Origin of the sequence: Lujinxingia vulgaris, from assembly GCF_007997005.1 — a bacterium.
GTDB lineage: Bacteria > Myxococcota_A > Bradymonadia > Bradymonadales > Bradymonadaceae > Lujinxingia.
Map to the genome: position 1 here is coordinate 1 of NZ_VOSL01000010.1, position 14368 is coordinate 14368.

General features: G+C 66.0%; 9 protein-coding genes. 6 read left to right on the top strand and 3 right to left on the bottom strand.

Going from position 1 to position 14368, the window contains the following annotated elements; genetic code table 11:
* Positions 1–400 precede the first annotated feature (400 nt).
* From FRC96_RS22575 to malQ, 3 genes are all read right to left on the bottom strand, one after another.
* Positions 401–2386, bottom strand: coding sequence for a DUF3943 domain-containing protein (locus FRC96_RS22575; RefSeq protein ID WP_146972317.1), 1986 nt, complete (start codon positions 2384–2386; stop codon positions 401–403).
* Positions 2387–2448: 62 nt separating this feature from the next.
* A complete protein-coding gene (locus FRC96_RS01710; RefSeq protein WP_146972318.1) occupies positions 2449–2856 on the bottom strand; it encodes a secondary thiamine-phosphate synthase enzyme YjbQ in 408 nt (135 codons plus the stop codon).
* Positions 2857–3193: 337 nt separating this feature from the next.
* The gene (malQ, locus tag FRC96_RS01715) at positions 3194–4696 is read right to left on the bottom strand and encodes a 4-alpha-glucanotransferase (protein WP_230469766.1); all 1503 of its coding nucleotides are present in this window, start codon (positions 4694–4696) and stop codon (positions 3194–3196) included.
* A 293-nt stretch (positions 4697–4989) separates the two neighbouring features.
* On the opposite strand from malQ, the gene FRC96_RS01720 reads away from it, so the two are divergent.
* The 6 genes from FRC96_RS01720 to FRC96_RS01745 all read left to right on the top strand — a co-directional run bounded on the left by FRC96_RS01720 (position 4990) and on the right by FRC96_RS01745 (position 14273).
* The gene (locus FRC96_RS01720; RefSeq protein WP_146972320.1) at positions 4990–7389 is read left to right on the top strand and encodes a transglycosylase SLT domain-containing protein; all 2400 of its coding nucleotides are present in this window, start codon (positions 4990–4992) and stop codon (positions 7387–7389) included.
* A 464-nt stretch (positions 7390–7853) separates the two neighbouring features.
* Complete coding sequence (locus FRC96_RS01725; RefSeq protein ID WP_146972321.1) at positions 7854–8765, top strand: endonuclease; 912 nt, start codon at positions 7854–7856, stop codon at positions 8763–8765.
* A gap of 134 nt (positions 8766–8899) precedes the next feature.
* Complete coding sequence (locus FRC96_RS22580; RefSeq protein ID WP_146972322.1) at positions 8900–10033, top strand: endonuclease I family protein; 1134 nt, start codon at positions 8900–8902, stop codon at positions 10031–10033.
* A 280-nt stretch (positions 10034–10313) separates the two neighbouring features.
* Positions 10314–11603: a hypothetical protein gene (locus FRC96_RS01735; RefSeq protein ID WP_146972323.1), complete on the top strand. Its 1290-nt coding sequence runs from the start codon at positions 10314–10316 to the stop codon at positions 11601–11603.
* 537 nt (positions 11604–12140) lie between these two features.
* On the top strand, positions 12141–12827 hold the full coding sequence (locus tag FRC96_RS01740) for an RNA polymerase sigma factor (RefSeq protein ID WP_146972324.1): 687 nt from the start codon (positions 12141–12143) through the stop codon (positions 12825–12827).
* 114 nt (positions 12828–12941) lie between these two features.
* The gene (locus tag FRC96_RS01745) at positions 12942–14273 is read left to right on the top strand and encodes a hypothetical protein (RefSeq protein ID WP_146972325.1); all 1332 of its coding nucleotides are present in this window, start codon (positions 12942–12944) and stop codon (positions 14271–14273) included.
* Positions 14274–14368: the final 95 nt, after the last annotated feature.

The window sequence follows — 14368 nt, forward strand, 5'->3', positions numbered from 1 at the left end:
ATCCTCTCAACCTCGATCGGACGACTGGCACCCGATCTTCTCATCCACGATCGAACGCCTGGCACCCGATCTTCTCATCCACGATCGAACGCCTGGCACCCGATCCTCTCAACCTCGATCGAACGCCTGGCACCCGATCCTCTCATCCACGATCGAACGACTGGCACCCGATCTTCTCATCCACGATCGAACGCCTGGCACCCGATCTTCTCATCCACGATCGAACGCCTGGCACCCGATCCTCTCAACCTCGATCGGACGACTGGCACCCGATCTTCCCATCCTCGATCGAACGCCTGGCACCCGATCTTCTCAACCTCGCTCGAACGCCTGGCACCCGATCTTCTCAGCACCCGACCGTCTCAATCAGGATCGAACCCCTGGCACCCCTTCCCCACCCTCAATACACCGCCTCAAACACCCACATCGCACGCCACTCTTGCAACGAACTCACCACCTCATCGATCGCCCCCTCTCTCCCCCGACGCTCCAGCAACGCCCCCAGACGCACCGTCTCCACAGGCCACGACGTCAGTAGCTCCACTCGACCCACATCCACCCGATCGGTGAGCGTCCAGTCCTCATCGATCGACGCCTGCAACCGGTCCGCTCCCCGCGTCGACCACACCCGATGCGAACGCCAGCCCGCCCCCAGATGCACCCGCGCCAGATCCACCTCCAGCCCCAACTCCTGGCTGAACCCCCACCCGAAATAATACCCCTCGGCCAGCACCCCGCGCTGCCCCGAAACATCCCCATCGGGCGCCACCACCGGGAGCGCCCGCGAATCGATCGCCGCAAAATCCGGCGTCACCCCGTAACTCAACCGCCAGCGCAGCCGCCCCCGCTCCCCCCAGTGCTCCGCCCGAACCCCGGGAAGATGCATGATCCCAAAGCGATCCAGCCCCTCATCATAACGATGCTGCTCATGACGGTACGCAAGCCCCGTGCTCACCAGGGCTCCCACCCCTCGCCCCCCCGAAGCGCCACGCGACAACGACTGCCCGTACCACCCCGCCAGCTCCACTCGCCCCAGAAACCCCCACCGATGCGTGCCCGACGCACCTCCGGCGAACTCCGCCCGCAGCTCCGAGGCCAGCACCCCCGCCTCCCAACCACCCGAGACCCCGGCACGGCGATAGCCCCCCAACCCCACAAGCTCCGAGCCCACCTCCAGATGCACATCCTGGCGCGCCCCCTCCGGCGTTCCCCCCTCCCAGCGCGCCTGCGGCGTCGACGCCGCCGCCCCCAGCCTCAACCTCAGCCGATGCCACTCCTCGACCGGCCATCCCCACCGATCCACATCCGCCGCCCGCACCGGCCTCCGACCATCAGCCCAGTCATGAAACTGCGACGGCGCCCCAAACACCCACGCCAACGCCTGATTGAGCCTCGTCGGAGAGCTGCGACGAAAAAACTCCCCAAGCTGGTAGTAGGCCTCGCCAAGAGGCACCCCGGCCACACCGGTCAACACCAGATCATTGAGACTGACGATCTCTTTATACTCAATGGCCGCCTCCCAGATCACCGTCGCCAACATCGCCGCGGCAAAGGACTGCCACAACGTCAGTTCATTGGCCCGCGCCAGCGTATAATACGCCCCCCCGGCCAGCGGGTGCAGCGGCGTATTGAGGTACATCGCGTTGGAATCCCACCGCCACCCCTCAAACCTCCAATGCCGCTCCCCCTGCGTGGCCAGCGTATAATCCCAGTCCGCCGAATTGATGTCCGTATTCAACCAGTACCAGGCCGTGCCCACCCCCAGCGCCAACCCCACCTCCAACGCCGCCCGATCGTAGCGCCTGGGACCGCGACCGGCCTCAACCTCCTCGGCTGGACTCTGCACCAGCCCCTCCTCAAAGCTGCGCGCCACCCACCCCAGATCTCCTCCCTGCCCCGGCTCCCGATACGCCGCGTAGAGCACCTCATCATCACGGTGGGTCGGGTCCCAGTCGACCACCTCCACCTGCAACGCCCCCGCCTCATCGCGCTCCAGCCGAAGATGGTAGCGATACCTCCCCGAACGCCTCGCCAGCACCACCCCCTGGTCACGCTTGCTCACAAAACGCCCCGGCAGCGCCACACACCCGTCGGCCACCGTCGAGCGCAGCTCCCAGCAGGTGCGCACACTCCACCCCGGCTCCCGTGTCAGATCGCGCACCGAAACGAAGAGCCGCGCCCGCTCTTCAGCGCTCGCCACCGCCTCAACCTCGGCCCCGACCTCCTCGGCAACAAGCAACGTCGCCGCGCCCTCCCCCACCCCGTCGTCAACCTCCTGGGCGGCCGCCTCCCCTCCTCCCAGCACCAGCCCCCCGACCAGCGCGGCCCACACCACCGACCAACGCCTCTCCCCTCGCTTCACCGCAACGCTACTGCACGCGAACATCACCACTCCCAACACCATCCGGCGGCGCTCGCGCGCTCACTTCACACACATCCCATCACGAACTACGCGCCCACATGCACCACAAGCTCACGCTGCATCGGACCGTCGCGATGCTCCCACAAAAAAATCCCCTGCCAGCGCCCCAGCACCAGCGCCCCGTCCACAATCGGTATCCCCAGACTCGTCGACGTCAGCGCCGCTTTAATATGCGAAGGCATATCATCCGGCCCCTCGGCCGTATGCGTGTACAGCGCGTCATTCTCCGGCACCAGACGCTTCAACCACGCCTCCAGATCCCGCCGCGCCGACGGGTCCGCGTTCTCCTGAATCGTCAAACTCGCCGAAGTATGCCGGATAAACACCGTACATATCCCCTCCTCAACCTGCGCGCTGGCCACCGCCCGCATCACCTCGGCGGTCACCTCATAGAGCCCCTGGCCCCGCGTCTCATGCACCCATCTCGCAATCATGTTCGCTCCTTATTCACCATCTCCATCATCACCACTCCGACGCGCCGCCCCCCTGCAAACGCCCGACTCCCGTTTATCTTCCCGAGACGGATCGAACGCCTGGCACCCGCTCTTCTCAACCTCGTCCGTATGCCTGTCACCCGATCCTGCACCCGATCCTTTCAACGACGATCGAACGCCTGGCACCCGCTCTTCTCAACCTCGTCCGTATGCCTGGCACCCGATCCTTTCAACGACGATCGAATGCCTGGCACCCGATCACGAGCACCCAATCCTTTCAGCAACGATCGAACGCCTGGCACCCGATCTCCCCCCTCGAAACTCGCGCCCGGACAACCTACCTCCCACGCTCGCGCGTCAACGCCCCCAGCCGCTGATACACCCTCTCATCCTCCAACATCGCCTCGCTCATCCTCCAGTTCCAGTTATCCTCCGCCTTCCCCGGCACGTTCATCCGCGCCTCACTGCCCAGCTCAAAAAGATCCTGCACCGGCACCACCACCAGATCGGCCTTTGAGGCCCACAGTCGCTCGATCATCGCCCACACAATCCCCTCATCCCCGTGCGAGAGGTAGGTGCGCACCCCATGCTTACCCAGCTCATCGAGCCCCTCATACCATCCCTGCGTCGTATCGTTATCGTGAGTGCCCGTATACGCGGCGCAATGCCGCGGGTAGGTATGCGGCAAGAAGGGATGATCCTCGCTGCCATCAAACCCGAACTGCATCACCCGCATCCCCATCAACCCCAGATCGTCGCGCAGATCGCGCACCTTATCGGTGATGATCCCCAGATCTTCGGCCACCATCGGCACCTCCCCCAGCTCGGCCTCAATCGCCTCAAACACCGCCCGGCCCGGCCCCTTCTCCCAACGCCCCTCCACCGCCGTGGGTGCCTCGGCCGGGATCCGCCAGTACGACTCGAACCCCCGAAAATGATCGATACGCACCGCGTCCACCATCGTCATCACCTGCCGCACTCGCCATACCCACCAATCGTAGTCGCGCTCGGCCAGCCGATCCCACGCGTAGAGCGGATTGCCCCAACGCTGCCCCGTCTTCGAAAAATAGTCCGGCGGAACCCCGGCCACCGCCTCGGCCTCCCCTTCCGCGTTAAGCTCAAAAAGATCGCGCTCGGCCCAGACCTCCGCGCTATCCATCGCCACGAAAATCGGAACATCCCCGAGCACCCGCACACCGCGATCGGCCGCATAACGCCTCAACCTCGCCCATTGATCGGCAAAGACCCACTGCTCAAAGCGTACCTGCTCCATCGCCCTGCTCAGCCCCCGCTGCGCCTCGGCAATCGCCTCCGGCTCGCGCCGCACAAGCGGCGCCGGCCACTGCTGCCAACCCCGCCCCTCATGGCGATGTTTGAGCGCCGTGTAGAGCGCAAAATCCTCCAGCCACGCCGCGTTTCGCTTTGAAAACGCCTGAAACGCCGCCCCCGACGCCCCCCCCGCCTCCTTCCACCCCTCACAGGCCTGCACCAGCAGCTCGCGCTTCGCCTCGCGGATCACCTCCACATCAAAGCGCTCCGTCGATCCCGCCGCGCACACCCGCCGGTACACGTTGAGATCCGCACCCGAGAGCCACCCCGCCTCCACCAGCTGCTCCCCGTCGATCACCATCGGATTGCCCGCAAACGCCGAGCTCGCCGAATACGGCGAACCCCCATGACCCGGCGGGTTAAGAGGCAACACCTGCCACCAGCGCTGCCCCCCCTCGGCCAGCCGCTCCACCCACCGCCTGGCATACCTCCCCAGACACCCCACCCCGTCGGGCCCCGGCAAACTCGTCGGATGCAACAACACCCCCGAAGATCGCTCCCACGCTCCCATCATCGCTCCCATTTTAAAGTCATCACACCGCCAGACGCCCCCTCCCCTCCCACACGCCACACATCGAGCGCGAAAACTAGTTCCCATTCGACATTGGCAAACATCTCCCCCCTCTTTTCTTCCATACCTTCCCCCCCTGCCTTACCCTCCCACCTCAGCCTGTTGCCCGCCAGCCGACGTCGTTCTGGCGGAATGAAACCCACGCCCTCCGGGGGTTTTGACCTCGACCCCGATGGCCACCTCCCCCGATGGAGCGTAGTGCTTCTCATCGTCGCCCTCGTCACCGAGCTCCCATGATCCGCAACCTCCCAACGATCACCCTCGCGCTGGCCGCGCTCCTGACCCTGGCGCTCCCGCTCCCCGCTTACGCCCAGTCCCGCGGCGACGCCCCACCCACCGAGCTTGCGCAATCCACCCCGCGCGAGGCCGGCTCCAGCGCACACTTCCGCGTCATTGAGCGATTCCCCGAACGCGACCCGGCCCCCCCTCAGATCCCGGCCATCGCCCCCTCAAGCCCCTTTGCGCCCATCATCGAAGACGTCGAGCGCGAGAGCTGGGCCTCCGCTCACCGCAAACTCCAGAACCCCGAACTTCGGCCCCTGCTCAACGACGACGCCTCGTTGCGCTTTCTGGCCGCGACCGTCGCCATGCAGGCCGGCCACCCCGCACAGGCGCTGACGATCCTCAACGATCTCGATCCCGCCCGCGATCTTCCCATCCTCGCCGACTACGCCTCCCTGCTCAAAGCCCGCGCTGCTCTGGCCTTAGAAGACGCCCACACCGCCACACTCGCTGCGGCCACCGTCGACGATAAGAGCCTGCTCTACCCCGACGCCCTCACCCTCCTGGCCGACGCCCTCCAGATGGCCGGCCAGCCCGAAGATCACGCCCGCGCCGTCGAAGTCCTCGAGCTCTTCCTCAACGCCTACCCCCGCCACAGCCAGGCCGCTGCAGCCCGCGAGCAGCTCGCCACGCTCCTCGAAGAGTCCAACCCCACCCGCGCCGCCGAGCTCTACCTCAATATCCGCCAGGAGCGCCCCTTAAGCCCGGCCGCCACCCGCGCCACACAACGACTTCGCGCCCTCGACGCCCACCTCACCGAGGCCCGGCGACGCCTCCTCGATGACGCCACCCCCGAGCGCGCCCTGACCCTGGCCCGCGCACGCTTCGATCGCCACCAGAGCGAGCGCGTCATCAACGACTTAAGCAACGCCCTTCAGCAGTGGCCCGACGCCGCCGACGAGCGCTGCGAGGCGCTCTATCTTGTCGGTCGCTCCCACACCAAACTGCGCCAGCACACCGCCGGCACCCCCGTCTACGACCGTATCTTAGAAACCTGCCCCGACACCGACTGGGAGCTTCGCGCCCTCTACCTGGGCGGCCGCGGCCGCTGGAACGCAGGCGATCGCCAGGGTGCCTTAAAGCTCTTTGAGCGCATCTGGCAAGAATATGCCGACCACTCCTACGCCGATGACGCCATGTACTTCGCCGCCCGCATCCTCCGCTCCGAAGATCGCCCCGAGGAGGCTCGCGCACGCCTGCGCGACCAGCTTCAACGCTACCCCGAGGGCGACATGGCCAAAGACGCCCACTGGCTGCTCTTACGCGAATACTTCGACCGCGGCGACTTCCAGGCCATCATCGACCACGTCGACAACCTCGATAAAACCGGCGAAGACGACCTCTACACAAAGGGGCGCCTGCACTACTTCCGCGCCCGCGCCCTGCTGCAATCCGGCAAAAAAGACGAGGCCGCCGCATCCTTTATCCGGGTCGCCCACGACCACCCCATGAGCTACTACGCCCTGCTCAGCTTCAACCAGCTCGCCAGGCTCCAGGGCAGCACCGAGGGCCTGGACATCTGCGCCACCGTCGGGCCGGCCTGCGAAGATCACCTCCCGACAAACCTTCAGGCCACCCCCGTCGAACTTCCCGACGAGCTTGAGCGCGACACAGGCTTTCAAAAAGCCTCTCAGCTCCTCACCCTCGGCCTGACCTCGCTTGCCCAGCGCGAGCTCACCGCCCTTCGCACTCGCCACGCCTCCACCCCCTCCACCCTCTGGGCCCTGGCCTCCCTGCTCGACGCCGCCCACGCCTACCCCATCTCCCACGACCTGGCCCGCCGACACATCCACGGCTGGATGGACGCCTACCCCACCGCAGAAACGCGCCGACACTGGTCCATCGCCTACCCCACCCCCTTCAAAGACACCCTGACCCGCTACGCCGAGCAGCGCGATCTGAACCCCGCCATCATCTACGCCATCATGCGCGAAGAGAGCGGCTTTAACCCCCGCATCGAAAGCTGGGCCAACGCCCGCGGCCTCCTCCAACTCATCGAGCCCACCGCCCGCCGCATCGCCCAACGAGACGGCCTCGAAGACTTCTCCTTCGATCTTCTCTTTGACCCTACCCTTAACATCCGCCTGGGCTCAGCCTACATGCACGAGCTCGCCAGCCAGACCGCCTCCCACCCCGCGCTCATCATCGCCGGCTACAACGGCGGCTTCGGCAACGTCTCCTCCTGGCTCGACGACTTTGGCCACGAAGATCTCGATCTTTTTGTCGAAAACATCCCCTTCGGCCAGACCCGCGACTACACCAAACGCGTCCTGATGAGTTTTTGGATCTACAGCTACCTCTACGGCGACGCCCGCGTCCCCGCCCTCCCCTTCACACTCCCCTCCCCCTGAACCGCACGGGTGCCAGGCACTCGTGCATATCTCAGACACACGGGTGCCCGCCGATTCTATTACCGCGCACCACCATACCCGAGCGCTTCCAGGGCGGCGATGGCAAGGAGTGAGGGATGAAGCTGTAGCAACGCTACCGCGAATCCCTCACGACGCAGCCAGCGTCGTTCTGGGGCGCTCGGCACAGGTGCCAGGCGTTCGATCATCGGGAGTCCGATCATCATTGAATACGATCAGGTGCCGAAAATGAACGGGTGCCAGGCCTCCGAGCTTCGCGAAAATAATCAATTGCAATTGCTCGGGTGCCAGGCCTCCGAGCTTCGCGAAAATTATTCGGGTGCCAGGACATTGTTAAAACACTCCCCTCCTCCCCCTTATCGCCCCACCAATTAAACCTCCTCATTGATTCGTGTTTTTTGTGATGCTAACACTTGTCGGCCCGCCTTCGCCCCCAGAGGCCCCCGATGATGTTGCGCAACACCCTCCCTCCCTGCCTGGCTTTTTTGGTCCTCTTCGTGGCCTGCGTTCAGCCCGAGGCCGGCACGCTCCCTCCGGATATGCCCGATGTCGATCTCGAGGACGCAGCCGAAGACGCCTCCGAGCCCGAAGACACCTCCGAGCCCGAAGATACCGCAGAGCCCGAAGACACCTCCGAGCCCGACGATACCGCTGAGCCCGAAGACCTGCCCGAGCCCTGGCCCTGCGACCCCGACCTCGATCTCAACGATCGACGCTACCGCCACCTCAACGGCTTAAGCGACGCGCAGATCCAGCGCGGTCTTCTCAACATGGTCTCCGGCCACCGCGCCCTCTACTACTCCACCGCGCGCCAGCACCTGATGAACGACATCGAGCCTCACGACGACGGCACCATCGAATGCGCCTACACCGGCCGCATCGCTGAGCCCGATGGCTCGACCACCCCCGAGGGTTTCAACACCGAGCACGTCTGGCCCCAGAGCCGCGGCGCCGATCAGGAGCCCCCCCGCAGCGACATCCACCACCTCCTCGCCGTCGATGGCGGCGTCAACTCCGCGCGCAGCAACCACCCCTACGGCACCACCTCATGCTCCGGCAACAGCTGCCCCTGGCACGAAAACGGCTCCGAGCGCGGCCCCTCCACAGACGGCCGCGACCCGGTCTTCGAGGTCCGCCAGGAGTTCCGCGGAAACGTCGCCCGCGCTATGTTCTACTTCGCGCTCCGCTACGAGATGCCCATCGAGGCCCGCGAAGAAGCCGTGTTGCGCCAGTGGCACTGCGAAGATCCTCCCGACGACTACGAGCGCGGCCGAAATGATCTCATCCAGATGCTCCAGTCCAACCGCAACCCCTTCGTCGATCGGCCCGACTTTGTCGATAACTTCGACGACTTCTAGTTCCCCCCCATCAGCCCACCGGGGCGACTCCACGGCAACGCGGCAGCAGCGCGACGCCACATGATGCGTCGCGGTGAGCTTTTGTCTGGCCCCCGGTTCTCTCTAACATCTTCCCGCATGTCATCAGGCCCCCTATGCGTCATCTCTCCTCCATCGGCACGCTCACCCTCCTCGTCGCCCTGCTCGGCGCCTGCGGCGATAACGGCCCGCGACGCGGCGAACCCACCGACACCGGCATCATCGACATCATCGACGTCGGCGACACCGACGCTCTCGACACCGACATCGAGGTTCCTGATGCGGACGCCGACGATCTCGACGCCGACGCCAATGCACCCGACGCCGATGCCGACGAGCGCGACACCGACGTTGAAGAGCCCGACGCTGACGCCGATGACCTCGACGCCGATCAGCCCGACGCTGACGCTGACGAACCCGACGCCGATCTGCCCGATGCCGACGCCGATGAACCGGACGCCGATGAACCGGACGCCGACGCCGACGAACCCGACGCCGATGCCGATGAACCGGACGCCGACGCCGACGAACCCGACGCCGACGCCGATCTGCCCGACGAGGGCTGGAGCTGCCACCCCGACGCCCCCCTCGACCAGACCCGCTACACCCACCTCGAAGGCGCCTCCGACCAGACCTTAAAAAACGGCCTCTTCCTGCTCGTCGACGGCCACACCTTCTACGATTACTCCGGCGCCCGCGACTTCATGTACGCCACAGTCGACGGCATCGACACCCAACCCGACGGCTTCATTCACTGCCCCTACACCGGCCGCCTGGCCACCGCCGACGGCTCCCGCACCCCCGACGGCTTCAACACCGAGCACTCCTGGCCCCGCTCCGACGGCGCCCAGAATCCGCCCCCCGAGAGCGACATCCACCACCTCTACCCCACCTGGATGGCCTCCAACTCCGCGCGCGCAAGCCACGAGTTCGGCAACACCAACTGCACCTCCAACTGCTCCTGGCAGGAGGGCGGCTCCAAACTCGGTCCGGGAACCGACGGCCGCTCCCCGGTCTTTGAAGTCCGCATCGAGAACCGCGGCGACATCGCCCGCGCTCACTTCTACTTCTCGGTCCGCTACGGCCTGCCCATCTCCGCGCAGGAGGAAGTCGTCCTGCGCCAGTGGCATTGCGAGGATCCCCCCGACGCCTGGGAGCGCCTGCGCAACGACCGCGTCGAGCTCGTGCAACAAAACCGCAACCCCTTCATCGACCGCCCCGACTTCGTCGACCACATCGCCGACTTCTAACATCGTCGGCTCCAGTACAACATCGAAGGCCTGGCACCCACCTCGGTGCCAGGCCTTCGATCTTCTTGATCATCATGATCGAACGCCTGGCACCCGATCATTTCGATCACACCCATGATCGAACGCCTGGCACCCGATCGTGACATCACCGGATCAACGCACCACACCATTGCCCGGGGTGGACATGATTTCCGGCGATGACTATCGTTCCTGCCCACAATGACATGTTCGACGCGTTGTCGATCCTTGAATCAAAAACCATCCTGGTACGAGACTGCCCATGCGCTCTTTGCTCGCTTCGCCTCTTCGCCGCGCCCTGGCCATCTTCCTGATCGCCGCGCTCCTCATCCCCACCGGCTGCCAACGCACCCCCGAAGACCTGGAAGTCTGGCGCACCGCCAAAGGCGGCACCGAGCAGCTGACCACCTGGGCCGAGAGCGAAGAGGAGCCCCTGGAGGTGCGCGTTCGCGCCGTGCAGATCCTCATCGAGGAGGGTGAGCACGCCCGCATCCCCCGCACCCTCGACCGCGTCGAAGATGAAGCTGCCCGCCAGGCCATGGCCGACGGCGCCATCCCCACCATCGAGACGATGTGGGCCGCCAACGACATCCCCGAGCTCACCGAAGAGATGAAGGAGCAGGGCGCCGAGCTCGTTATCGGCGACTCCAAGTCCACCCGCGCCAAAGACGCCGCTTACATGCTCTACCCCTACTTAAGCGAGGGCGCGCAGCAGAAAGCCCAGGCCATCCTCAAAGCCTGGCTTGAAAAAGACCTCGAGCTACGCGACCAGCTCGGCGACGCCACCGTCGCCCAGATCGTCCCCCTGGCCGGCGACGGCGCCGTCGAACTCGTCGCCCCCTGGCTCAAAGAGACCTTCCAGCCCGGCCGTATCGCCGCCGCCATGCGCGAGTTCGTCCCCGAAGAAGATCAGGGCCCCCTCGACGCCGCCCTGGCCGAGCGCGCCCGCGAAGAGCACCCCGAGCTCAAACGCGATCTTCCCCAGGCCATCTTCAACGCCAATACCGCCGAGGCCGCCCCCTACTTTGAGTTCGCCATCTTCGACGAAAACACCTCCACCGAGCACATCCAGGCCGCCATGGAGGCCCTGGCCCGCGTCAAAGGCAAAGACGCCACCGAGACCTACCAGAAGATCATCACCGAGCGCCCCGGCCTGATGCGCTGGGTCGCCGCCAACTACATCATCGACACGCAGAAGCGTGAGAGCCTCCCGCTCATCGCCTCCGCCCTGCCCACCACCACCGAGGGCTGGGACATCCCCCGCGAAGACAGCTTTGAAGCGGCCACCTCCCAGGTCTGCAACCTCTACAAAGGCACCATGGAGCGCGAGAAAGTCACCGACTTTGAGCCCATCATCAAAGAACTCCTCGCCATGGAGAGCTGGCCCGCCCAGACCCTGGGCGTGGTCTGCGCCGGTGTCACCAACGCCACCTCCCTTCAGCCCGATGTCGCCGCCCTGAGTGGCGAACGCCAACGCCTCCCCGGCTGGAGCAGCCGCACCACCCTGGGCCAGCTCGCCAGCCAGATCGCCTCCGCGCTCGAAGAGACCTGATCCCCATCACATCACCCCCGCCTCCCCGGAGGCCCCCGAAGGCCTGGCACCCATCTCGGTGCCAGGCCTTCGCGCATGTCCGGCTTCTCATCCCCTCACCCGGCACCCGATCTTGAGCAACAGGTTCGTACGCCTGGCACCCGATCTTGAGCAACATGTTCGAACGCCTGGCACCCGATCGTAGCCAACATGTTCGAACGCCTGGCACCCGTTCCTGGCTGGCTGTTCGAACGCCTGGCACCCGATCTTGAGGAACATGTTCGAATGCCTGGCACCCGATCTTGAGCAGCACCCGATCTTGAGCAACAGGTTCGAACGCCTGGCACCCGATCTTGAGCAACAGGTTCGAACGCCTGGCACCCGATCTTGAGCAACAGGTTCGAACGCCTGGCACCCGATCTTGAGCAACAGGTTCGAATGCCTGGCACCCGATCGTCTCGAACCTCCACACCATCTCCTCACGCGATTTGTCCTCGTGCGCGGATGCGTTAAACTCGCCATCGCACCACCCCCGATCCCCCTCGCCACGCGAGCGCCATGCTCTTCGCCGTCATCAAATCCCTGCTCGGCCGCCGCCCCTCCGGCGACGCCGCCGAACCGCGGCTCGACGAGCTGAGCGACGAAGAACTGATGACCCGCTACGCCGGTGGCAACCAGCAGGCCTTTGCGCTGCTCGTTACCCGCCACCAGGGCCCCCTCTACAACTTTATTCTGCGCAGCTGCCGCCAGCCTCCCCTGGCCGACGAACTCCTCCAGGAGACCTTCCTGCGCATCATCAAGAGCGCCGGCTCCTATTCACCCGACGCAAAATTCACCACCTGGGCCTACACCATCGCCCGCAACCTCTGCATCGACCACGCCAGAAAGCACAACCGCGCCCACACCCTCTCCTTGCAAAACAGTCTGGGCGACGATGAAGGGGCGACCCACCAGGACGCCCTCGTCGACGAACACGCTCGCTCGGCCTCCGTCGACCACGACCGCCTCATCTTCCGCGACCGTCTCGACCAGGCTTTGGCTAACCTCCCCGAAGATCAGCGCGAGGTCTTTATCCTGCGCGAGATCTCCGGACTGAAGTTTCGCGAGATCGCCGACATGCTCGACTGCCCCGTACCCACCATCAAAAGCCGCATGCGTTATGCCCTTCAAACCCTGCGCGGCGAACTCGCCGACTTCGCCTCCCGCAGCTTTGACGCCGACGAAGCCTCCGAGATGTTGCCCTGACGGACCCGCCGACACGGGAATTAGATCTTTTCAACACCCCTTGCGTTTACAGAATCAGAACCCGCCCTCACCGGGCGCTAACCCAACGACTTCTCCCTCACGGACCTTCTTGCGATGAGCGCGCACGCCCCCGACGACAAACTCCTCGACCTCCTCTACGGCGAACTTCCGCCCGAAGAGGCCCGAGCGCTGCGCGCCGAGCTCGACGCCGACCCCGAACGGCGAGCGACCTATGAGGAGCTGCGCGCGTCGCGGGAGCTTATCGCTCAGCACACCTCCCAGCCTGCCCGCGTCCCCTCCGCGCTGACCGACCGCATCCTGGAAGACGCCCGCACCCACGCGCCCTCCCCCACCCGCTCCGCTCCCGACCCTCGCCAGTCCCTCTGGCGTCGCGCCTGGCACAGCCCGGGCTTTCGCCAGAGCCTCGTCGCCGCCGCGCTGCTCGTCGGCGTCGCCGGAATCCTGCGCGCCCTGCAACTCGACACCGCCCCCCGCTCCCACGATCCCCTGGCCGAGCACGGCATGGCCGCCCCCGTCTCCTTTGAGACCTCCACCCCCGAGCCCACTGAAAGCGCCGAAAGCGCCGAACAGGAAGCGACGCCTGCCGACGACGAAGTCGCCCCCCCCGCCGAGCACGCAACCTCCGAAGGCGCCACCTCTGAAGCCGCCGACGCCATCAAAGCCGAATCGCCGGCCTCCACCCGCGCGAAAAGCGCTGGGCCTCAACAGGCCCGCGAAGGCGCCGCATCGATCGTCACCACCGATCAGCCCCCGGCGCGCGCAGCCGAACCACGTCCTGGCCGCGAACCCCGCGCCAGCCGCCGCGCCGAAGCCTCCGACACCTCCATGACCGACCTCTCCACCGGCAGCGCCCCTCGTGCCCGCCAACGCGCCGCGTCTGCACCCACGGCCGCCGGCCGCGGCCTCAGAAGCGGTGCTGGCATCGGTGGCAACGGGGGCATCGGCGCAAACACCGCCCCGGAAGCCCCCCGCGAGCATGACGACGCCTTCGCCCGCGCAGAGGACCGACGCGACGCCGCACCGATGCGCGAGCGCGCCGAAGCCCCCTCGGAGGAACTCGCCCCCCTGGCAACCTCCGAAGGCACAGCTCTTAAACGGCGCGCCGCTTCTCCCTCCGCGGCCAACGCGCTCGCCGATGGCGAGGCCGCCCCGTCGAGCGCCGAAGCCGAGGTCGCCGATGAGCTCGCCGCGCCCCCTCTCTCCCCGCTGCAACGCGCCCGACAGGCCCGCGCCAACAACGACGCCGACGCCACACTCACACTGGCCACCAGCGCCCTCTCCTCAGAACGCAGCCCCCGCGCACGCGCCGAAGCCTACGCCCTCATCGCCTGGGCCCACACGCAACTCGGTGACGACGAAGCCGCGCAACAGGCCCTCGACCAGCAAGCCTCGATCCTTCGCGAACTCGACGCATCCACCCCCTGATCGAACGCCTGGCACCCGATCCTCTCAGGCGCGATCGAACGCCTGGCACCCGATCCTCTCAGGCGCGATCGAACGCCTGGCACCCGATCCGCTCA

Excerpts from the sequence above, each read along its gene's own strand:
- FRC96_RS22575 (WP_146972317.1), bottom strand. The coding sequence starts at position 2,386 with ATGTTCGCGTGCAGTAGCGTTGCGGTGAAGCGAGGGGAGAGGCGTTGG.
- FRC96_RS01710 (WP_146972318.1), bottom strand. The coding sequence starts at position 2,856 with ATGATTGCGAGATGGGTGCATGAGACGCGGGGCCAGGGGCTCTATGAG.
- FRC96_RS01725 (WP_146972321.1), top strand. The coding sequence starts at position 7,854 with ATGATGTTGCGCAACACCCTCCCTCCCTGCCTGGCTTTTTTGGTCCTC.
- FRC96_RS01745 (WP_146972325.1), top strand. The coding sequence starts at position 12,942 with ATGAGCGCGCACGCCCCCGACGACAAACTCCTCGACCTCCTCTACGGC.
- FRC96_RS01735 (WP_146972323.1), top strand. The coding sequence starts at position 10,314 with ATGCGCTCTTTGCTCGCTTCGCCTCTTCGCCGCGCCCTGGCCATCTTC.
- malQ (WP_230469766.1), bottom strand. The coding sequence starts at position 4,696 with ATGGGAGCGTGGGAGCGATCTTCGGGGGTGTTGTTGCATCCGACGAGT.
- FRC96_RS01740 (WP_146972324.1), top strand. The coding sequence starts at position 12,141 with ATGCTCTTCGCCGTCATCAAATCCCTGCTCGGCCGCCGCCCCTCCGGC.
- FRC96_RS01720 (WP_146972320.1), top strand. The coding sequence starts at position 4,990 with ATGATCCGCAACCTCCCAACGATCACCCTCGCGCTGGCCGCGCTCCTG.
- FRC96_RS22580 (WP_146972322.1), top strand. The coding sequence starts at position 8,900 with ATGCGTCATCTCTCCTCCATCGGCACGCTCACCCTCCTCGTCGCCCTG.